Source organism: Shewanella sp. SM55 (genome assembly GCF_025654025.1).
Classification (GTDB): domain Bacteria; phylum Pseudomonadota; class Gammaproteobacteria; order Enterobacterales; family Shewanellaceae; genus Shewanella; species Shewanella oncorhynchi.
The window spans coordinates 12984-35592 of sequence record NZ_JAKKRS010000010.1; the positions used below are offsets into that span (position 1 = coordinate 12984).

A 22609-nucleotide genomic window follows, 5' to 3' on the forward strand; every position below is an offset into this window, starting at 1 on the left:
GAAATAAGGTAAAAATCCTTATCAAACTGAGGGATAGAACACATCGTCATGCGCCCCACCGCTCAGATCTAAATAAAGTTATTATATAACAATACGATAAAAACTAAGGCTGAAGTTCTTTAGCTTCTTCTTTTGGCCAATCACGGAGGTAATAACTGAGTCGCTTCGATTTAATAAGATAAATACTCGACCAAAACAACATTAAAGCATCTAAAGCAAGACTCCAATGAAACAGAAATTGGCCATGGATTAACCGCTGACCCAACAAGACGCCATCAATAATCAACAGCAACCACAACCCCCATTTTAAATGCATAAAAATAGGTCTTAACCATTGAGGCGAACGGCGACGCTCAGCAATCACCACAAGATAAATCAAAACCGCGCCAAGTCCCGCCCCGAGTGCTAGCAAAAAATCTGACTTTTCAGGGTAAAAAATCCGCACTAACTCAGAACGATCACCCATCTGAGTCAGCGAGGCGATAAAAATACACCAACCACGCGCGAGATAAGCCAAAAGCGCATATAAAAAGATGGGCGGTTTAATGTGGCCTTTATCATCGAGCCAAGTGATGTGACTAAAATTCAAATAGGTTTCCAATCAGCAAAATCTAAAACAGCATATCAAGGAGATGGTGCCAATCGCGGTTAATTCAATAGCCAAAGCAGATAATCTTTCCGCACCTTGATTATTTTCAGACAAAAAATAGCGCCTTGGGCCAGGCGCTATTTAATATCTGCTATTCGGCGGTATTCACCCCTTGATACAAGGCTGCAGCCGTTACAGTCGGCATTGAATCAACATCAAGCCAACGCCCTCTCTGAAATGACGCCAATCAAGCGTTCGCGGCGAGAAGGGCTAACAACTCGTCTTCATCCATCACTTTAACACCAAGCTCCTGCGCTTTAGCCAGTTTTGAACCTGCCGCCTCACCTGCCACTAAACAATCGGTATTTTTGGAGACACTGCCTGCCACTTTCGCCCCCAACGCCTGCAACTGCGCTTTAGCATCATTGCGATTGAGCTGATTTAAGGTGCCAGTCAATACCCAAGTTTGGCCTTTAAGCGGCTGTGCATCTGCACTAGGTGCTTGAATGGCGGGCCAATGCACACCTGCAGCAACTAAAGCATCAATAACTTCAAGGTTATGGGGCTGGGCAAAAAAATGGGCCACATGCTGGGCAACGACAGCACCAACATCTTCCACTTCGGTTAACTGCTCCACAGTTGCCACCCGCAGCGCATCTAGACTGGCAAAGTGCGCCGCCAGGTTTGCTGCCGTCGCCTCGCCCACTTCGCGAATACCTAAGCCATATAAGAAACGCGCGAGAGTGGTGGTTTTGGCCGCTTCAATCGCGGCAGCTAAATTGGTTGCCGACTTCATCCCCATGCGGTCAAGCATAGTCATCATGGAAGCAGTGAGCTTAAACAGATCCGCAGGACTTTGAACTAACTCTTTATCAATCAATTGCTCAACGACTTTGTCGCCCATACCATCGATATCTAAAGCCTTGCGGGAGGCAAAATGCTTAATCGCTTCTTTACGCTGCGCTTCGCAGAATAAACCACCGCTACAGCGAGCCACAGCCTCACCTTCTAGGCGCTCGACTAAACTGCCGCATACAGGGCAATTGTGTGGGAATACAATATCAGTCGCTGTTTCAGGGCGTCTTTCGGGCACTATGGCAACAATTTGTGGGATCACATCGCCAGCGCGGCGGATGATCACAGTGTCACCGACTTTAATGCCTAAGCGGGCAATTTCATCGGCATTGTGCAGCGTCGCATTTGATACCGTCACGCCGCCAACAAACACTGGCTTTAAGCGTGCTACTGGCGTGACAGCGCCAGTGCGCCCTACTTGAAAATCAACGCCTTCAAGTTGGGTCATTTCTTCCTGTGCGGGGAACTTATAAGCAATCGCCCAGCGGGGTGATTTAGCCACAAAACCTAAACGTTGCTGCTGGGCAATATCGTTAACTTTCATCACTACGCCATCAATTTCAAAGGCTAAATCGCCGCGACGGCTGAGAATGTCTTTGTAGTAATCATAGACTTGGCTTAGTTCAGCGCAGACTTTGATTTCACTACTAACGGGTAAGCCCCACGACTTAAGCTGTTGCAACTGTTCGAAATGGGTTTTAGCTAACGGATGGGAATCGGGCTCCACTACACCGAGCGCATAGGCATAAAAAGCCAATGAACGGGCAGCAGTAATTTTACTGTCAAGTTGACGTAGGCTACCGGCTGCTGCGTTACGCGGATTAACAAAGAGTTTTTCATCCTTGGCGCGCGCCCTATCATTCAAAGCTTCAAAAGCGGCTTTTGGCATAAAAGCCTCGCCGCGCACTTCAACGAGCTCGGGAAAATCATGACCGCGTAATTTAAGCGGGATCGATTTAATGGTTTTAACATTTTCAGTGATGTCTTCACCCACTGAACCATCGCCGCGCGTCGCCGCACGCTCAAGCACACCATGGCGATACAAGATACTCACGGCAAGGCCATCAAGTTTAGGCTCACAACAAAAACTCACCTCACCCACTTTATCGGTGACACGCTTATGGAAAGCACTGAAATCCGCCTCATCGAAGGCATTATCTAGGCTCAACATAGGCTTAAGGTGCGTGATTTGCTCAAACTTAGCCAGTGCCAATCCGCCCACCCTTTGAGTCGGTGAATCAGCGACAATCAAATGGGGATACAAGGCTTCTAACTTGAGTAAACGCTGCATCAACCTGTCGTACTCAGAATCGGTAATGCTCGGAGCATCGTCCACATAGTAACGAATGTTGTGCTCGTTCAGCGATTGGCTGAGCGCCTGCATCACCTGCGATGCGTTTTCTGGGGTGACGTCTTTAGACAGAAGTGTATCGATTTGAATGTCTTGCATATTCTTTATCCAGAATTCTTTAGATCACAAAAAGTAGATCACAAAAAATGAGGCCGCAATCGCGGCCTCATCAATGTATTAACCGCCAAGTTGCGGCGTCGGCTTAAGCGTTAGCGCGAATGCGGTGTAAATAATCTTGCTTAGTGAACTCACCCCAAGGTTGGCGTTGTCCGTCAAGCACGACCGCATCGATATCATCCGCGAGTTGACGCGCCGAGTTAAGCATAATCGAGAAATTCATTAGGGCGTCACCGTAGCAAGGCAAAGTCATGAAAAACACCACACCTTGGGTACTGAACTGCTCCATATTATCCGGATCAAACACGCCAGGCTTTAGCATATTCGCTATCGAGAACAATACTTTACCATTGCCAGCATTATCCACATGGCGATGGAAAATATTCATATCGCCATATTTAAAATTCAAGGTTAAGAAACAAGGTAGCAATTCGGCTCCGTTAAGCTGTAGACCCTCTTTAGCGACCACGTGTAATACCAGTACGTCGCGTGGTTCACCTAACTCATCTTCAGCGGCTTGTTCGACAACCTCTTCTTGATATCTATCTTCTTTATATTCATTTTCGTCAAACAAGGCCGTTTGCTGCGGAGCTGCACTACGTAACGCATGTTCCTGCTCAGCCGCTTTTTGCGCGACGATAGCCGCATGAGATTGGCCCATTGGCGGAGTTTGCGTACTCACTTGAGTGTTCAAAACGGGCTCTTGACGCGAGACTTTCGGGCCACGGTGTTGCTCTTTTGCCACGGGTGGCTGCAAGCTAAAATCAGGCTGAGCTATCACAGGCTCGTGTTTAGGGCCAACTTTCAACTCTGGTTTAAATTCTGTTGATTTAAACTCTTGTGGTTTAAATTCAGGCTTAGGTTCTAGCTTTACTTCCTGCTTCAAATAAGGGTTGGCCGCAGGAGTTTCGTTGTTAGATGCAAGTTCACCGGCTTTGCGCACGCGTACGGCGCCAATACCATCGGCATCGAACCCTTCTGAATCGATCCGCTTCGGACTCGGCTCACCTTTCTCAGCCTGTTTCTTATAAAAGTTGCTCATTGGGCTATCTTTCAATGATTTAGGCTGTTGTCTTCTGATAGACCAAAATCCATGCACCAGCACAGCAACTATGGCTATGGCGCCTAAAACAAACAATACTAGTTGCAAATCTTCCATTGGTTACCCTGTCTTTCTTCTAGTTATCCAGCGTCAGCCATCGCCACCGCTTGCTCTATGTCTACCGCAACTATACGAGACACACCGGGCTCGTGCATAGTCACGCCAATAAGTTGATCCGCCATTTCCATGGTTATTTTGTTATGGCTGATATAAATAAACTGTACGCTCTGTGACATTTCTTTTAGCAATCGACAGAAGCGTTCTACGTTGGCATCGTCTAATGGCGCATCCACTTCATCTAACATACAGAAGGGAGCAGGATTCAGCCTAAAAATGGCGAATACCAATGATAAAGCGGTTAATGCTTTTTCACCACCCGAAAGAAGATGGATTGTGCTGTTCTTCTTCCCCGGTGGTTGGGCCATGATAGTCACGCCCGTTTCTAGCAAATCGTCGTCAGTTAACGCTAAATAAGCTCGGCCGCCGCCAAACACTTTCGGAAATAAGCGTCCGAGATCTTCGTTGACTGAATCAAATGTCGTCTTAAAGCGGCTTCGGGTTTCCTTATCTATTTTACGGATCGCTTCCTCTAAGGTTGCAAGCCCTTTATTTAAATCGTCATCTTGATGATCAAGATAAGATTTTCGCTCACTTTGCTGTTCAAATTCTTCGATCGCCGCAAGGTTAATGGCACCTAAACGAACAATTTTCTGCCGTATTTGATCTAAATCACTCTGCCACTTGTCTGGCATCCCCTCTGCGGGCAAGTTTCCAAGGATTTCAGACAGAATGATTTGCTGTTCCTGTAAGGCTTCCAGCTGACTATTCGCTTGGCCTTTTATTCCTTCACGACGTAACTTTAACGTGCTCAGGCTTTGAGTCAAGTCCTCAAGCTTACCAAGCTCTTGTTTTTGCTTTATTCCTATACGGTTTAATGTGTCTGTGAGCACACTTTGCTGCTGACGAACCTCTTTTAAGCCCTGTTGTTGCTCATGTTGTTGCTTTAGTAACTGCGTTAACTGTTCAGTCAGCTGCCCACTATTTTGCACCCCACTCAATTGGGCAACTTTGGCAAGTTCTGTTAACACAGACTCGCGGGAGTGGATGAGTTCATTGACACGCACTTGCTGTAATTCAATTTGCTCCGTGCTCACGGCCATGCGCATCGTCACGGCTTGCAAACCCGTCGCAGTGGCTGATAATTGACGTTCTACCTCAGTAATACGCCCTTTTAATGCTTGATGGCGCACACTATCGGCCTGCGTGTCTTGGATGAGTTGCCGTTGAATATCTTCACTTGCCTGCAGCGTCTCATCGAGCTCCATTTCTTGTTCTGCTAATAATTCGCATTGCTCGCTTAAGCGTTCAATATCAATCAAACTCGTACTTAAAGCCGCGTCGAGTTTACTTTGCTGTTCGACGCGCGCCTTCACTTGCTCGATTAAACCACTAAGCTGCATCGACTTAGTCGCTTTGTCTAACTGCAATTGATGTAATTTTTGCGCGCCATAGGTCAGTTGCAGTCTTTGTTGCTGCAAAATAGCCGCAAGATCTGTCATCTTGTCTTGCCGAATCTGCAGGGATTGTTGCAAATCGAGGATATTTTGCGCTAACTGAGCTTGCTCTTTACTGAGTTGCACCAGTGACTGGGCGCCCTCTGTTTTCGTGATTAAAAAACCTTGTCCCAGTAGATAACCGTCGGCAGTGACAATCCGTTGATCGGATGTTAGTTGTGGCAGCAGTTCTTTAGCTGCATGGATATCCTTTGCCCACTTAAGCCCCGCTAACCAAGGGGCGAGATTCACCTTAGCCTGTAAAAATTCACTTTGGTTTGATTGTGACGCTAATGCTTGAAACCCCATTTCAGTTTCAGTGACGCCAACGGGCAAGGTCAACAAGCCATTTAGGGCGAGTTCGGCCGCGGTTTCCCAACCATTTTCAACGGTTAAACTCTGCCATAACTGCGGTTTATCACTCTGCTGTTCTTGCTTAGTCAACCACTGTTCAACCAGCTCATGGCGCGCTTTAGTCGCAGTTAATTGCTGCTGAATTTGCTCAGCGCTATGGCGGGCTTCATCTAAGGCTTGCGTACTTGCACTTACACTTTGTTCTTGCTGATGATTAATTTCATTTTGCAGTGTGAGCGCATCATCCAAAGACTCAATATCTTGCTGCAATGGTGTAATACTCGATGCGAGATCACCATCCATTAACGCCGAAAGTTGCGCCTGCTGCTCACGACTTTGCTGCTGTTTGTGTTGCTGTAATTGCTGCTGATGCGCTAACTGGCTGCGACGCAGTTCAAGCTGCAACTTATGCTGAGAAACATCCGCGGCCTGTTGGCGCGCCACTTCGGCCTGCTGCTGACTGCGTTCTATGCTCATTTCCCATTGGGATTGCAGCTCATCCATGAGCTCTTGTTGCTCATCATGCTGTGGCCCAAGCTTGGCAAGCTCAAGCTCTAACGCACTAAGACTCGCTTTATAGCCGTTAAGCTTATCGGTGTTTTGTTGGATCTGCTCTTTGACTTGCGCCAACTGGGTTTCGAGCTGGGCGTCGCGCTGCTTTTGATTCTGTAGCTGTTGCTCTAACTTAGCGATTTCAGTACCGGTCAGATAATAGGCCTCAACCGCTCGCTGCTCTTGCTCCGCCAGTTGCGCGAGTTGCACTTGCAGTTCAGTGGTTTGTAATTCATCGGTTTGCGCGAGTGACTGCGCCGCCGCTTGCTGTACTTCAATAGCACTTATCTGCTCAGATAGGCTCGCCATCTGATCTTGCAACTCTTGATAGCGCATCACAAGGAGTTCAGCATGGGTCTTACGCTCGGCCTGCTTAAGCTCACGATATTGCTTAGCGGCTTTAGCCTGCTGCGCGAGTTTATCTAACTGCTTACCGAGTTCACTGCGAATATCGCCCAAACGCTCGAGGTTTTCGCGGGTATGGCGAATACGGTTTTCAGTTTCGCGCCGACGCTCTTTATAGCGGGAAATCCCAGCGGCTTCCTCAATAAAGGTACGCAAGTCTTGGGGTTTAGATTCAATCAGGCGGGAAATAGTGCCTTGCTCGATAATGGCATAACTTCGCGGGCCAAGACCTGTGCCCATAAACAAGTCGGTAATGTCTTTACGACGACACTTTTGACCATTGAGAAAATACCAAGACTCACCGTCGCGGCTCACTTGACGCTTAACGGCGATTTCTTCATAACTGGCATACTGACCAGCGAGGCGACCTTCTTTGTTTTCAAAAATAAGTTCAACACCCGCCACAGACACAGGTTTTCGCGCGCTTGAACCGTTAAATATCACATCAGCCATAGAATCACCGCGTAGGTGCTTCGCCGAGCTTTCACCGAGCACCCAACGCACTGCATCGATCACGTTCGATTTACCGCAGCCATTTGGGCCAATAATGGCGGTTAATGCCTGTAAAAAAGGAATTTTCGTGGGATCGACAAACGACTTAAAGCCGGCAAGTTTTATCTGTTTTAATCTCATGGTGCCAGTTAGCGCGTCTCTGAAGTCTGGCCCGAAAATGAGCCGAGCGGTGTAAATGCATTTATCGGCCAACTTTAACAAAGCAGGCAGCATTTTGTAACGCTTTTTATTGAATTCATGCGGCTTTTAGCTTGTCATCTGTCCATGAGTTGATCACAATCGCATATAGCTGTCGCTTAACTTTTTTGGAAAAACGATATGACACAGAAAAAAACCTTGCCCTTCCCAGCCAAAAGTGGCGTTAATTATTTTCTCGATGGCTTTGGTTTAATCACACGTAAAGGCCTGCGCACTTTCGTATTTATTCCGCTAATGATTAACCTTCTGCTGTTTGCTGGCGTCATTTATGTAGCCATAGGCCAGTTAGATACGCTATTCACTTGGATGAATGCGCAGCTCCCTGAGTACTTAAGCTGGTTAAACTTTTTACTTTGGCCACTCGCCGTCACCACTATGCTGGTGATGCTTGCTTTTGTATTTAGCTCCGTCATGAACTGGCTCGCCGCCCCCTTTAATGGTCTGTTGGCTGAAAAAGTCGAGCAGTTGTTAACTGGTAAGCAGCTGAATACCGGTTCTGGTATTGATTTAATCAAAGACTTACCTCGTATCCTTGGGCGTGAGTGGATCAAACTCAAATACTATCTGCCCCGCGCACTGGTATTTTTGTTATTGTTTTTAGTGCCTATGGTAGGCCAGACGCTGGCGCCGATTTTATGGTTTCTGTTCAGCGCTTGGATGATGGCGATTCAGTACTGCGATTATCCCTTCGATAACCACAAGGTCAGTTTTAAAGATATGCGCTTTGCCTTGAATCAAACCCGTGGCACCAGTTTTAGCTTTGGCGCCACTGTGACGCTATTTTCGATGATCCCCATAGTCAACTTTATCGTCATGCCAGTGGCGATTTGTGGCGCGACGGCCATGTGGGTCGATAAGTATCGTGAAGCGTATCGCAACCATGCAATCGCACCCGAGTAGTAACACCAGCAGTGCTGAGTCATGGCTCAGCACTGCTCCCCAATTTTTTTAGACCCAATAATCCAATCATGTTTCGCCTCGTTAAAATCAACGCAAACCTTGTAACAATTACTCGCTATTGTTAACTTCACGTTTTCTGGCAAAATGCGCGCCACGAATGTGTTATTTGAGTCTTTTTTGTTGAAATCAATCTTAGCCATAATCTTATCTAGTCTTACTTTTCTACCTGTAACTTGTCTTGCTGGCTATGCCAGCCAATTTCAGTTAGCCATTCCAACACTTAACAGTGCTGCCAATATCGACGGTGAGTTGGACGATGCCATTTGGCAACAAGCCGCAGTCACAGAGCTCAAATACGAAACCCAACCAGGGGAAAACATTGCCGCATTAGTGAAAACCGAGGCGCGAGTCTATGCGACTAAAACCAGTCTTTTTGTGGCATTTACTGCCAAAGACATTAATCCCAAACTCATTCGGGCAACCCTCAAGGACAGAGACAAGCTGTGGAGTGATGATTTAGTCGGAATTAAACTCGATACTTTTAATAATGCCCGTTTAGCATACCAATTTTTTATTAATCCCCTTGGCGTGCAATTAGACTCAATTGAAAACGAATTAACGGGTGAAGAAAGCGAAGCATGGGATGGGATTTGGAAATCCGCAGGCAAGATCACCGCCGATGGCTATCAGGTCGAAGTCGAATTACCACTGAGACTATTCAACTTTGACGACAAGAAAAGCCTACAAGAATGGGGCTTTGAGTTAATTCGTTATTATCCACGCAATGAAAAACATCGCCTATCGACCCATAAGATTGACCGAAATACGAGTTGTCAACTTTGTCAGTTAGGTGTGGCTTCTGGCTTAGCGGGGGCAGAACAAGGACAGGATGTACAAATCACCCCGACTTTTATCGCCAACCGTAACGAACATAAACAGGCGGATGGCTGGGAAGCAGATAACAATCTCGAGCCAGGTGTAGACTTACGCTGGGGCATTAATTCCAGCACCTTACTCAATGCCACCATTAATCCCGATTTTTCCCAAGTCGAATCTGATGCTGGCCAGCTCGATGTGAACAGCACTTTCTCCTTGTTCTATGATGAGAAACGGCCGTTCTTTTTGGATAATAAAGACTATTTCGACACACAGGTGAATCTGCTGCACACCCGCAATATTGTTGCACCAGACTATGGTATAAAACTGACAAGTAAGAGCGATGATCATACTTTAGCTCTGCTAGCGAGTAACGATAGCCAAACCACGTTTTTGGTACCGGGAAATTTAAGCTCAGAAGTTGCCTCGCTTGATCAAGAAAGTTTGAACCTTGCGGGACGTTATCGTTTCGACATGAGCAAAACCTTCTCCATCGGTGGATTACTTACCGCGAAAACGAGCAGTGACAACACTCACAATGGTACAGCAAATAACCCACACTATGGGATTAACAGCCAACCCGATTACCACAACTATGTCATTAGTCTGGATGCGAAATATCAACCAACACCACAGGACAGTTTCACTGCGCAAGTGGCCCAATCAGATACTCAGTACCCCACGGGAGTTTATCGTCAATTTTGTACTGATACTGAAAATGACCCTAGTAATGGTTTGCCCTGTGGCCAATCTCAGCTTGATTGCGAACTCGGTCACTGCCAACTCAACGAACAAGTATTACGTAGCCAATCTGATAGCCGCTTTGGCGGCAATTTATATCAGTTAACCTTTAAACACGAAGAGCGAAATTGGTTTGCTTACAGTGAATACAACGCAGTTGATCCCGATTTTCGTGCCGATTTAGGCTTTGTCGAAAAAATCGATTACCGCACCTTTGAGGCTGGTGCGGGTTTGATTTGGTATCCTACGGGCACCTTTAACAAGGTGGAATTAGCGGGAGATTGGGATATCACTCATAACCAAGCAGGCGAACGACTTGAAGAAGAGTATGAAGCCTACATCGAAATCCTCGGCGCATTACAAAGCGAAATCACCTTTGGTGTAGAAACCCGTGAACGTGTGGGCCCTCGCCGCAATGCTTCACAGCTCACTATCGCCGGAAATAGTCAACTATATGATGAAACCCAAGTGTGGTTTTATGGCGCAGTAACCCCGTTATCGCCCCTGAGTATGGAGCTTGAAATGTACTACGGCGATGAAATTGATTTTATCAATGATAGGCTGGGCACTAAAACGCAAATGAACCCGAATATCAATTGGAAAATTGCTAATGGACTTTCTATCGATATCTCCCATCTTTATCAGCAAATGGATGTGGAACAAGGTGCGCTTTTTACCGCTAATCTGAGCGATGTACGCCTCAACTGGCAATTCAGTCTACACAGTTTTATTCGCCTTTCTAGCATTTACACCCGGATAAATCGCAATGTGGCGCAGTATTTATATTCGGCGCCTCAGAGTGAGGAAGCGCATTTAGGTAATGAACTCCTCTACGGTTATAAACTCAATCCGCAGAGTGTGTTCTACCTTGGATACTCTGATAGTTTGCAGGCTAATGATGAGTTAAGCCGCCTGACGCGGGACGAGAAAACCTACTTTATGAAGTTAAGTTACGCATGGCTGCTATAAACAATCATTGCCTTAAACAGAAAGCAACTTAGGCAAACAACTGACATAAAAAGCCCACATCTTCCTCGATGTGGGCTTTTTATTATGGCGGTGAGAATCTTAGACCTTCTGCAGAATAACACTGCCAATAGAATATCCTGCGCCAAACGAACTCAATAAACCTAAATCGCCAGTCTTAAAGTCACCGGAAAACTTGTGAAATGCAATAACAGAACCCGCGGAAGCCGTATTGGCATATTCATCTAGTACCACGGGCGCTTGTTCCGCTGACACATCATCCCCAAGCAACTTTCTCACCACAAACTGATTCATGTTGATGTTCGCTTGATGTAACCACAAACGTTTGAAGGACTGTGGCGTTAACGCTTGTTCGGCCAGATGTTCATCCAAATGTTGGTAAATCATCGGCAACAGCTCTTTAAATACCTTGCGCCCTTGTTGGTGGAATAACTTATCGGCTTGATGGGCCGCACTCGGATCGCAGCGGTTCAAGAAACCGAAATTACTGCGAATATTGTTCGAGTAATCGGTAAAACAGCGGCTTGAGATGATCTTAAACACATGGTCAGACTGGGCTAAGCTTTGTTCTTCCAGTACCAGAGCCGTCGCCACATCACCGAAGATAAAATGGCTGTCACGGTCGCGATAATTCACCTGTGCCGAGCAAATTTCAGGGTTGATCACTAGCACTCTTGAGGCAGAACCCGTAGCAATGGCATTAGCCGCGGCGACAATTGCAAACGTCGCCGATGAACACGCTACCTGCATGTCGTAACCATAACCCCGCGTACCCAGTGCACGTTGAATTTCAATTGCCATAGCAGGATACGCACGCTGAGTATAAGCGCAGGCAACAATCACTAAGTCAATTTGCTCAGCTTTGAGATTGGCATTCTTTAGTGCCATCAAGGCAGCTTCAAGGCCAATCTCAGCCTGCATAGATAATTCGTCACTGCTGCGCTCAGGAATTAGCGGCATCATGACTTCGGGATCCAGAATGCCCTCTTTCACCATCACATATCTGTGTTTGATACCTGAGGCTTTTTCAATAAACTCGCTCGATGAATAGGACAAAGCCGCAACATGGCCTTGCTCAATTAAGCCTGCATTTTCAAGATTAAAAATATCCACATAAGCATTGAAGCTCTCAACTAAGGCTTCATTGGAAATACTGTGGGGCGGCGTAAATAGGCCACTCCCCGAAATGACGACCTGTTTCATAAATGCTCCAAACGGGTACTGGTTGTAAGGTGAGCAGAGGATGCATCATCACTCGTAAGCACAGGTGCTAACTCATTTTGCCCCTGCGCTTGTTGCTCTAATCGTTGCTTTTTATGCATTTGCACTAAGTCTATCACGACTGTTGAAGATATTTTATCTTGGATCCCCTGCCGATTGGCATCCCAAAATATTTGCATAAAGCCAAGTAAGCCAGTAGTAAAGCCTGCGGCATAGCCACCATAACGGCCAAACGCGGCCCATAAACTGATGTTGGCACCATCGAGCTGGATCACCCTAATGCCCAACATCTTCTTACCTAAGGTTTGACCATCAAATCGTGCAGTAAAGACGGTAAAGTAAAACGCTGCCCAACCAAAACCCAACCCCATATCACTCAGAAAGCCTTTCACCCAAGCGACAACACTATGGGTTGTAGCTTCATCAACGGTTCTGAGGCGAGAATATTGCGAAGAGCTCACATTCACTGCATCAGCCGCACTTTGCGGCTGTACATCCGGCGAAATAGCTTGAATAGGCTGAAGTGGCTCAGGCGGAGAATCTGTTGTCGCCAACTCAACAGGAAGTGTAATAACAGGCCATAGGCTGCCATTAAGCACCTCCGCCTGTAACTTTTCACTGTCTACGGCAGGCAAACTACTGTTGGCTATGGTTTCTAGCACCATTTCACGTTGATCATTTTCTGTCATGCCCTTTGATACTGAAGCGCTTTTTATCGCTTCATGTAGGGATTGAACTTGAGTTTTACCACAAGCATAATTATTGCATTGGCTCAACGACATCAATGCTGGTAGTGACGTAATGATTTGTTCACCTAATGCCAATTGTTGCTCTACTCCCTCACTGCTTTTAACGTCTGTTCCATTAAAATCAAACAGATTATTGGCGGTTGTCAGCAACATAAAAACCAACATCAGGGCATAAAGTCCCCACTTTAATAAACGACCAAACTTACGACTGCGCTTTTCAATCCAGATAATACTGACCACCAGCAAGACAAACATCCAATCCATCTGTTCAGCTAACACAGTGATCAGCAAACCATCAATCAGTATGGCTAACATCCGCTTCAACGGTGTCGCCAATGGGGTATATAACACGGCTGCTGCAATGGTAAATGCCTTTGGCGTTACCATCGTTTTTGGATCTTTACCCAGATCCATTTGTTGCTGCTTCATCTTTGCGCTTGTCCGATACGAGTGATAGGCTAGTTTTACGATTGAGACATCAAGAAGTTATCCCTGTTAATGCCACAATCTTTTTTATGTTAGCAAGAGGTTAACACAGTTAAACTGGCTGCCAATCAGGGTTTGCGAATAACAGCACACCCTTTAATAACCAAATCGAATAAAGAAGAACAAACAATCACTTCTAAAAGCGCCACAGCAGATTATGATTCAGTAGTGCCAACATAGGAGCAAGCAATCCATGAGCAAAATTTTCGAAGATAATTCATATACTATTGGTAATACACCACTAGTACGTTTAAACCGTGTTAGCCAAGGTAAAGTGCTGGCCAAAGTCGAAGCCCGTAACCCAAGTTTCAGTGTTAAATGCCGTATCGGTGCCAATATGATTTGGGATGCCGAGAAGAAAGGTCTATTAACAAAAAATCACGAGCTGATTGAGCCGACATCAGGCAACACAGGTATTGCATTAGCGTATGTTGCCGCGGCCCGTGGCTATAAACTGACCCTGACCATGCCAAATACCATGAGTTTAGAGCGTCGTAAGCTACTCAAAGCCCTAGGCGCAACTCTCGTGCTGACTGAAGGCGCGAAAGGCATGAAAGGTGCGATTGATAAAGCGGAAGAAATTCGCCAATCGGCTCCTGAAAAATACATTTTATTGCAGCAGTTTAATAACCCTGCTAACCCAGAAATCCATGAAAAAACCACAGGTCCAGAAATCTGGAATGATACCGACGGTGAAGTGGATGTGTTTGTTGCCGGTGTAGGTACTGGCGGTACAATTACTGGTGTAAGCCGTTACTTGAAAAAAGTGGCAGGTAAAACCATCACCTCAGTGGCGGTTGAGCCAGCAGATTCTCCTGTTATAGCTCAAACCTTAGCTGGCTTACCTGTGCAACCAGGGCCGCATAAAATTCAAGGTATTGGTGCAGGCTTTATCCCAGGTAACTTAGATTTAGAATTGATTGACCGTGTTGAGGCTGTAACTAACGATGAAGCCATCGACATGGCCCGCCGCTTAATGCAAGAAGAAGGCATTTTAGTGGGTATTTCATCGGGTGCCGCCGTTGTCGCCGCCAACCGCATCGCTGAGTTGCCAGAGTTTGCAGGCAAAACCATTGTGGTGATTTTGCCATCGGCTGCCGAGCGCTACCTATCTTCAGTCTTGTTCCAAGGCCAATTCGGCGACGAAGAAAACGTTCAATAAACGACGTTTTCTCGTCCTTAAAATACCCAGCTTTGGCTGGGTATTTTTATTTATGGCATTCCATTATTTAGATCTCGATTACAGAGCATAAACAAGTTACTGCTCAAGTTTGGATACAGCTCATAGTTCTTCGTATCTCAACTGGCTTTCACGGCTAACTTGGTTATAAAGAACGGACCAGCTCGCAAATTCATTCCTTTTTATGTCTTTTTACCGAACACCAAGTAATATCAGCGCCTTCAATGCAAAGTTTGAAGCTCAAAAAATTGCCTTTGGCCCCATCAGCTTTCAAGTCGCCCACTGCCTACTCAAATTCGATGTGCTAACGCAAATAGATAAAGCGGCCGAGCATGGGATCACTGCAGCCGAGTTAAGCCAATCCACCCCACTGAGTGAATATGCCTTGGGGGTATTGCTGGATATGGGACTCAGTATGGGTTTAGTTTGGCAAAATGAAAATGGCTATGTGCTCGATAAAACGGGGCACTTTTTACTCCATGACGACATGGCAGCCATCAATCTTAACTTTGTGCAGGATGTTTGCTATCAAGGCCTTTTTAACCTTGATACCGCGCTACTCGAAGGCAAGGCCGCAGGACTTAAGGTGTTCGGTGACTGGAATACTATCTACCCCGCCTTAAAAGATCTACCACCCAAAGCGAAACAGAGCTGGTTTGCCTTCGATCATTACTATTCGGATCATGCCTTTCCACAGCTTCTGCCATTAGTGTTCGCCCATAAGCCAATCCATTTAGTGGATATAGGCGGCAATACGGGCAAATGGGCACTGAGCTGCTGTGATTATGACGCGAACGTTGAAGTCACGATTATGGATTTTCCGGGGCAACTTGAGGTAGCCACACAAAATGCACTCGCACGAGGTTTTGCAGCACGAGTGCATACCTTTGCCACCGATCTGCTGGACGACTCCCAACCCTTTGTCGAAGGCGCCGATACTTACTGGATGAGTCAATTTCTGGATTGCTTCTCAAAAAGCCAAATCCTGAACATTTTACAACGCACGGCAAAGGCAATGACATCAAGCAGCCAACTCTTTATCGTCGAAACCTTTTGGGATAGACAGCCATCGGCCGCCTCCGCCTATTGCGTAAATGCCACTAGCCTCTATTTCAGCGCCATGGCCAATGGCAATAGCCGCATGTATCACTCTAAGGATTTATTGGCCCTGCTTCACCAAGCGGGACTGTATGTGGATGAAGACACAGACAATCTTGGCCTAGGGCACACGCTACTGCGTTGTAAACTCAAACCTTAAGTTTAATAGCAACATAAAAGTAAACAAAACTTATGCAATGACTAAAATTAATCAAATTTATTTATCATTGATACCCGCAGTACACTAAATACATCAAAACAGCGCCCCAAAAAAGCGATGTTAAGCATTGTCAGTATTGAGAGGTATTCAAAATGACTTCAAAACGCAAACGCTGGACATCCCACGCAGCTAAACTTCCCAGCCCTATGGCTGGGTTGGCACTGGCAATTGCCAGCTTAGGTTGGACATGGGAGAACATGACACCTTCACTTAATGGCGCAGGACAACTCACAGGTGCCATCATAGCCTCTGTGTTACTGTTATTGCTCATGGGTAAATTCATGCTTCATCCTAATATTTTAAAGGACGAGCTAAGCCACCCTGTGATTGGTAGTGTGATCCCCACCTTCGCCATGGGCTTGATGGTGGTGTCTAAATCACTCGGCGATTATTTCCCCCATGCAGGCTTAACTCTGTGGCTAGTCGCCATTGGTATCCATGTGATCTTCCTAAGCGCGTTTATCTATTATCGCGCCATTGATTTTAAACTCGAGCACATGGTTCCGAGCTGGTTCGTACCACCGATTGGCATTATCGTCGCGGCAGTGTCTTTCCCTGTGTCTGACTACCAATGGTTAGCAAATGCCATTTTGGTTTTTGGGATGTTAGCCTACTTAATCATGCTGCCTTTGATGCTCTATCGCCTCATTTTCTGTCAGGCGATACCCGATGCCGCTAAACCAACCATTGCCATTCTCGCGGCGCCCGCCAGTTTATCACTTGCAGGTTATCTGACCGTTTGCGAGCAGGCGTCGATTCCCTTAGTCGCCTTACTACTGAGCATCGCCATTCTGATGACCAGCATCATCTACTTGGCCTTCTTTCACCTACTAAAACTGCCCTTTAGCCCAGGCTACGCAGCCTTTACCTTCCCTATGGTGATCGGTGCAACCGCCCTCTTTAAAACCGCAGCTTGGTTAACGCAGCTCAATAACATGGGTGAGTTAGCGATATGGATAAAATACTTAGCAGAATTCGAACTGGTAATCGCCACCTTAGTGGTTGCCTATGTCGCCCTACGTTATTTAGGACACTACTTTCCACTGCAATTTAACGTGGTAGAGCACAAATCAGTTCTAAATAGCAAATAAATAGAACAGCTTTTTGTAAAAATCATTAACCATACAAATGAATTGTTCACTCAAAAAACTAAACAATAAACCGAAATTGAAGTGAATAGATATTCACTTCAATTTCATATTTAAACAGTCAAAATTAAATAATCAGAAATAGCATTTGATTAATTTTTACTCTTTACAACATTTCATTCCATAATTTTACTTCTAGCTTCCTGACGCGGTGTAAAAATATCACCATACAAAATTAAACCGCATGAAAACCCTTATTGATAACACTCCTCAAGCATTCAATCTAAAATATATGGAATGACAAACCATATCGTTATTAATTTTTACTTTTTCACATAAAATAGTTTCAAACTATTATTGAAAACAACAAAATTAAAACACAATAAAACAAAAAATTATCAACAATAAAAAAACACAAAGAACCAATAATAAAAACAAAAAGCCAAATAAAAAACAAAACCCTCAGATTAAAACCTTATCTGCCACCGATTACACACACACCCTACTTATATCTGCATTTTAAAAAGAGAGTAAATAACAAATTTTAAACAAAACTCCAGCATGACCAATGTTGCACTTGTTATTTTCTTGTGGTTATATCCTGAACTCAATTAAATGAGAGCTTAATTCTTTACATAAGTAACCATTTAAGAAAAATAAAAAATAAACATACAACATGTGTTAAGGGAGAATAAAATGCGTGCAAATTCTACATTAGCCAAAGCCGTTCGCTTTGCATTAATAAGCGGAGCAGCTACTGCCGCGTTAACCACTTCGATAGTATATGCAGCTGAAGATGGTGCCAAAGTTGAACGTATTGAAGTAACAGGTTCACGTATTAAGCGTACCGATATGGAAACCGCAACCCCAGTTACAGTACTAAGTGCTGATGATATGGCAAAACAAGGTTTTACTAACGTACAAGATGCATTGCAGAGCCTGACTTCAACAACAGGAGCAATGACAACTCAATCAGTACATGGTTTTACACCAGCTGCGTCATCAATCAGTTTACGTAATGCGGGTGCAAGCAGAACGCTAACATTGATTAACGGTAAACGTCTCAACCAATATCCTAAACCAGCAGGTGGTACAGACAACTTTGTTGATACCGCAAACTTACCAATGGAAGCTGTTGCTCGTATTGAGATATTACAATCTGGTGGTTCAGCAATTTATGGTGCAGATGCTGTTGGTGGCGTAGTAAACATTATTTTAAAAAGAGATTTTGATGGCGTCGCATTAAAATATCGACATGGTGATACTACTGAAGGCGGTGGTGGAAGCGATCGAATTGCGCTATCTCTGGGTTCATCTTCCGAACGTGGTAACGTCTCAACCTTCATCGAATTTACTGATACTGAGCGTTTGAATGCAACTGATAGAGCTGTTTTTGGATTAGATACAGACAAAGTACCTTATAGTAAATATTCACAATACAGCTCATATGGGGCTGGCATTACAGGTAAAAAACCTGCTGGAGGAACAACACCAAAAGGCCAACGTGTCCTAACTGCGAGTGAATGCGAAGCGGGCGGTTTTCTTTGGACAGGTAGCGCATGTGGCTTTGATCGCTCAAAGTGGCGCGATCTATCACCAGAAAGCACTCGTTTTATCAGTTCAACGAACTTTAACTATGAACTTGCAGATAATTTGAACTTTGTAGGACGTCTTGATTTTGCAGAAGCAAAATCAACAACACGTATCGAACCTATGGGTATCGATAACTACACAGTCAATGTTGCAGGAGACAAAGTAACTTTAGGCGTTGATTTAGATGATTCACTGACAAAGACATTCGACAAGAATACAGGTCTTGGTGGAGATTTTAAAAATGCCGAAAATGGTGACTACAACTATATTCGTCGTTTGCACGAATTCGGCAACCGCGCAGGAGAAACAAGTACCCGTAACTATTTCTTCACCGCGGGCTTGGAAGGCGTGATCGCTGATGATTATAGTTGGGATACATCCGTAAATTACGGCCGTACTAATGTGGATGTATTCAATAGTGGCTTTGCGACTGTGGGTGGATTATTTAATTATCTAGCTCAAGGTACTGACGGTAAATCACTGCTTGCGCCTATCAGCACAAATGATGTCAGCGGTATAGCGTACACTCCGTTTGAAAAAGCTCAATCAACTCAAAAAAATATTCAGGCAAATATCACAGGTCCAGCATTTGAACTGCCAGCAGGTTCAGCAGACTTTGCTTTTGGGGCGGAATATACCACTCAAGACTACTCATCAGAATCTGACTCAGAATCTGTTAAAGGCAATATTCTAAGCCGTGGTGGTTCATCAGGTGCTGGTGAGCGTTCATACTGGGCAACCTATATGGAATTAAAGCTTCCAGTTCTTGAGGACTTAACACTTGATGCGGCCTTACGTTATGACCGATATGATGATTTCGGTGGAAATTTGTCACCTCAATTAACCGTAGAGTATCGCCCACTTGATGAATTATTAGTTCGTGGCTCTATCAGTAAAGTGTTCCGCGCACCAGATATGCATCGCGTATATGGAGATGCAACTAAAGCATATAGCAATATCATTGATTTTAAACAGTGCCAAGCTCTAGGTGGAACTCCATCTCAGAAAAATCCAGATCCAACACTGAACAAAATCTGTAATGAACTCAATATTGATATCACTACTGGTGCTAACAAAGATCTTAGCGCTGAAACAGGCTATACAGCCAACATAGGTGCTGTATATGGTGGCGATAGCTTAAATGCTTCACTCGATATTTGGGAGTGGAAACTGGATGACATGGTAAGTGACATCTCTGCAAGCAAAGCTGCTCGTGAATATGAAACTTATGCAAACATGATCACCCGTGACGCATTAGGTACTATTACTCACATTAATACCGTCGCACAAAACCTTGCTTATCAGAAAGTTCGTGGTATTGACTTAACCACTGGTTACGGATGGGATGTCGCTGACTTTGGTGAGTTAAAACTAAACTTTAATGGTACTTATATTCTTCTTTCTGAAGGACAAACAGATCCTACAGCTGCAATTGATGATGACATCGATGATGGTGGTTTACCGCAATATAAAGCCAATATCATTTTAGGTTGGTATATAAACGATTTTGAAACAACTTTAGGCGCTTACCACACAGCAAGAATGCATGGTGTTGGATATAAATCGTTTAAAAAAGCTGCATTAGATAAAGGTTTGGCATTCGATGAAAGTGCAAACGAAATTGCATCACAAACGAAGTGGAACTTAACATCGGCTTATAACATCACAGACGCAATTAAAGTGACTGGCGGTGTAATGAACTTATTTAATGCTGGACCAAACTTTGATCCAACAGATACAGCCTGGCCACACTATAACCGCTCATCATATGATGCGCGTGGTCGTGAATGGTTTATCGAAGGCGAAGTTAAATTCTAATCTCGCATTTATTAGTTCGAACCTAATCAAAAAACGGCATCTTCGGATGCCGTTTTTATTTACTTCATTATTTACACATCATAGTAAACCGACATAAAAAAATGCCCAACTACTTGCTGGGCACTTTCCCTTCAGACTGATAATTAAAGGAATTCTAGGAATGTTTAGTCAGCTTAATCTCACTCTGATGCTGAGATTTTTCAGCATGCGAATGTGGTGCAGAAAAGTGTTCATGATGAGCTTTGTGTGGTTCAGCCAAGGTTACTTTACCCTGCTCTATCCACCAATAACCTAAACCAACAATCACACCGCCACCGACAATATTGCCTAAGGTTACAGGTATTAAATTATTGAATATAAAGTTTGCCACGGTTAAATCGGCAAATTGTGCTTGAGTAACCCCTAAAGACACGAAGAACTCTGGGCTGGCGATTGATTGGATCATCATGCCCATAGGCACCATAAATAAATTAGCGATACTGTGTTCAAAGCCACTACTGACGAACATAGCCACAGGTAAAATTAACAGTAACGATTTCGTCAGCACATCACGGCTGGCAAAGGTCATCCACACACCTAAACACACCAACATGTTACATAAAATGCCTAAACTAAAGGCTTGAATCCAAGTATGGTGCAGTTTGTGCTGTGCCACTTTAAGGGCATTTAATCCCCAGTTACCACCATCGAGATCATACATACCTGCGGCAGTGATCAAGCAAACCATCAACATAGCGCCGACAAAATTGCCGGCATATACGCGGCACCAACATTTAAGTAATTCAGCGCCAGTGACCTGTTTTTGTGCCCAGGCGACGGTACTGAGCACAGAACTGGTGAACAGTTCTCCACCGCAAACAACCACTAAGATTAAACCTAAACTAAAGGCTATTCCGCCAACGAAACGAACTAAACCCCAAGACGCATCGCCTGCGCCAGTGGTTACGGTTAAATAAAAAACAAAGGCTAAAGCGATAAAGGCGCCAGCAAACACGGCTAAGCCAAAGGACTGCCAAGGTGCTTTAACCACTTTGCTTGTCCCGTAAATTTCAGCCTGATTGTAACAACTAAAATGAGCTGAAACCTGTGGCGCTTCATGTGCGCTGTTTGTCACAGTTGGAACTGATGACGATGGATTTGGGCTTTTCATTGCATAACTCCAACTTCAGATAAACAAACTTGAACGCGTAGCATAGGTATCTCCAGCAGCGCCATTGCGCAGATAACACGAATCAAAACCGAGATAATGATTTGCTTAGCTTAAATGATGATTCACTAAAGTCTCGCTTTGTATCATACAACGCGCTTATGCTGTGAAGCAGATATTGCTAAAGCGTGATGCTATTCACACCCAAAATGTGAAAACTTTGAAGCCAAAAACACAAAAGGTTAATTGGTCTTACCACAGCGACCCGATTTTCATCGCGTGAATGTGGCTTAATTAAGATGGTATACGATGCATATTCTGCACGTTTCCATCTCATATTTAGCGAACTAACGCTTAAATTAATGCGCTATAGATTCAAGTTAACCTCAGCAATGACACATTAAATGACCAATAGCTTGACGCGTGTCTCTCGGTATTTATTAAATTGAACCGATACTTTAGCATTTACAGTTTAGTCCAACAGCAAGTAATAAGTTGCCTGCATCATAGCCAACTACTGTATTTAGCCACTCTTTAACCCTTCCTGAATGATTTAAGCATTGCATGCTTTATTTGATGGCGTTATGACATGCCGTCTCCTAAATCGACACTAAGTTAGCAAATAAAAATAAATTAATACAAATAGCTAACATCAAACTTATTTTTAATATCATAACCACTGCGCCTACTGTGACAGCTCCCATTATCGAGCCGTGACTCCCATCAATCAAAATCAGCCTATACGAGGATAGATTTATCCTCGCTAAAGGTGGACAGTAAATGGGAACAATATAGGCAGGCTGATTTAAGAGATAATGGGGTTCAGATGTCACACCAAGTTAAAAAGCGTGCCGTATTCCCTATTGTGGTAAAAAAATGCTACCTAGCTAGCAAATTTGGGATTAACAGAGCATAA

Annotated in this window: 13 protein-coding genes; 6 read left to right on the forward strand and 7 right to left on the reverse strand. The window is 44.6% G+C overall.

The window, feature by feature from the left end; translation table 11 throughout:
• Positions 1–103: 103 nt before the first annotated feature.
• The 4 genes from L5L91_RS13485 to L5L91_RS13500 all read right to left on the reverse strand — a co-directional run bounded on the left by L5L91_RS13485 (position 104) and on the right by L5L91_RS13500 (position 7511).
• Complete coding sequence (locus L5L91_RS13485; RefSeq protein WP_263173859.1) at positions 104–589, reverse strand: DUF2919 domain-containing protein; 486 nt, start codon at positions 587–589, stop codon at positions 104–106.
• A gap of 247 nt (positions 590–836) precedes the next feature.
• A complete protein-coding gene (gene ligA / locus L5L91_RS13490) occupies positions 837–2894 on the reverse strand; it encodes an NAD-dependent DNA ligase LigA (protein ID WP_263236857.1) in 2058 nt (685 codons plus the stop codon).
• 103 nt (positions 2895–2997) lie between these two features.
• Complete coding sequence (gene zipA / locus L5L91_RS13495; protein ID WP_263236859.1) at positions 2998–4071, reverse strand: cell division protein ZipA; 1074 nt, start codon at positions 4069–4071, stop codon at positions 2998–3000.
• 23 nt (positions 4072–4094) lie between these two features.
• Positions 4095–7511: a chromosome segregation protein SMC gene (locus L5L91_RS13500; RefSeq protein ID WP_263163327.1), complete on the reverse strand. Its 3417-nt coding sequence runs from the start codon at positions 7509–7511 to the stop codon at positions 4095–4097.
• A 198-nt stretch (positions 7512–7709) separates the two neighbouring features.
• Between L5L91_RS13500 and cysZ the strand changes: the two genes are divergently transcribed.
• The gene (cysZ, locus tag L5L91_RS13505) at positions 7710–8489 is read left to right on the forward strand and encodes a sulfate transporter CysZ (RefSeq protein WP_131523549.1); all 780 of its coding nucleotides are present in this window, start codon (positions 7710–7712) and stop codon (positions 8487–8489) included.
• A gap of 144 nt (positions 8490–8633) precedes the next feature.
• Positions 8634–11075, forward strand: a complete 2442-nt coding sequence (locus L5L91_RS13510) for a DUF5916 domain-containing protein (RefSeq protein WP_411569203.1) — start codon at positions 8634–8636, stop codon at positions 11073–11075.
• A gap of 99 nt (positions 11076–11174) precedes the next feature.
• On the opposite strand, the gene L5L91_RS13515 is transcribed toward L5L91_RS13510, so the two are convergent.
• Positions 11175–12296 carry a beta-ketoacyl-ACP synthase III gene (locus tag L5L91_RS13515; RefSeq protein WP_105252150.1) on the reverse strand — a complete coding sequence of 374 codons (1122 nt, stop codon included), beginning with the start codon at positions 12294–12296 and terminating at the stop codon, positions 11175–11177.
• Positions 12293–13492, reverse strand: a complete 1200-nt coding sequence (locus tag L5L91_RS13520; RefSeq protein ID WP_263236861.1) for an RDD family protein — start codon at positions 13490–13492, stop codon at positions 12293–12295. Before L5L91_RS13520 ends, L5L91_RS13515 begins: the two co-directional genes overlap by 4 nt.
• Before the next feature lie 250 nt (positions 13493–13742).
• Here L5L91_RS13520 and cysK point away from each other — a divergent pair, with 250 nt between their 5' ends.
• The 4 genes from cysK (at position 13743) to L5L91_RS13540 (ending at position 20546) form a co-directional block, all read left to right on the forward strand.
• Entirely contained in the window at positions 13743–14711 is a 969-nt protein-coding gene (gene cysK, locus L5L91_RS13525) for a cysteine synthase A (RefSeq protein WP_113940761.1), read from the forward strand.
• A 202-nt stretch (positions 14712–14913) separates the two neighbouring features.
• Positions 14914–15987 (forward strand): methyltransferase, encoded by a 1074-nt coding sequence (locus L5L91_RS13530; RefSeq protein ID WP_219253776.1) that lies wholly within the window; start codon positions 14914–14916, stop codon positions 15985–15987.
• A gap of 152 nt (positions 15988–16139) precedes the next feature.
• Positions 16140–17138 carry a TDT family transporter gene (locus L5L91_RS13535; protein ID WP_263236863.1) on the forward strand — a complete coding sequence of 333 codons (999 nt, stop codon included), beginning with the start codon at positions 16140–16142 and terminating at the stop codon, positions 17136–17138.
• A gap of 693 nt (positions 17139–17831) precedes the next feature.
• Entirely contained in the window at positions 17832–20546 is a 2715-nt protein-coding gene (locus tag L5L91_RS13540; RefSeq protein ID WP_113940758.1) for a TonB-dependent receptor plug domain-containing protein, read from the forward strand.
• 154 nt (positions 20547–20700) lie between these two features.
• Here L5L91_RS13540 and focA read toward each other — a convergent pair whose 3' ends face one another.
• Entirely contained in the window at positions 20701–21696 is a 996-nt protein-coding gene (focA, locus tag L5L91_RS13545) for a formate transporter FocA (protein ID WP_028760971.1), read from the reverse strand.
• Between the last annotated feature and the right edge of the window lie 913 nt (positions 21697–22609).

Bases quoted from the DNA above. Each gene is read 5' to 3' on its own strand.
- ligA (WP_263236857.1), bottom strand. From the start codon at position 2,894: ATGCAAGACATTCAAATCGATACACTTCTGTCTAAAGACGTCACCCCA.
- zipA (WP_263236859.1), bottom strand. From the start codon at position 4,071: ATGGAAGATTTGCAACTAGTATTGTTTGTTTTAGGCGCCATAGCCATA.
- L5L91_RS13500 (WP_263163327.1), bottom strand. From the start codon at position 7,511: ATGAGATTAAAACAGATAAAACTTGCCGGCTTTAAGTCGTTTGTCGAT.
- cysZ (WP_131523549.1), top strand. From the start codon at position 7,710: ATGACACAGAAAAAAACCTTGCCCTTCCCAGCCAAAAGTGGCGTTAAT.
- L5L91_RS13510 (WP_411569203.1), top strand. From the start codon at position 8,634: ATGCGCGCCACGAATGTGTTATTTGAGTCTTTTTTGTTGAAATCAATC.
- L5L91_RS13515 (WP_105252150.1), bottom strand. From the start codon at position 12,296: ATGAAACAGGTCGTCATTTCGGGGAGTGGCCTATTTACGCCGCCCCAC.
- L5L91_RS13520 (WP_263236861.1), bottom strand. From the start codon at position 13,492: ATGAAGCAGCAACAAATGGATCTGGGTAAAGATCCAAAAACGATGGTA.
- cysK (WP_113940761.1), top strand. From the start codon at position 13,743: ATGAGCAAAATTTTCGAAGATAATTCATATACTATTGGTAATACACCA.
- L5L91_RS13530 (WP_219253776.1), top strand. From the start codon at position 14,914: ATGTCTTTTTACCGAACACCAAGTAATATCAGCGCCTTCAATGCAAAG.
- L5L91_RS13535 (WP_263236863.1), top strand. From the start codon at position 16,140: ATGACTTCAAAACGCAAACGCTGGACATCCCACGCAGCTAAACTTCCC.
- L5L91_RS13540 (WP_113940758.1), top strand. From the start codon at position 17,832: ATGCGTGCAAATTCTACATTAGCCAAAGCCGTTCGCTTTGCATTAATA.
- focA (WP_028760971.1), bottom strand. From the start codon at position 21,696: ATGAAAAGCCCAAATCCATCGTCATCAGTTCCAACTGTGACAAACAGC.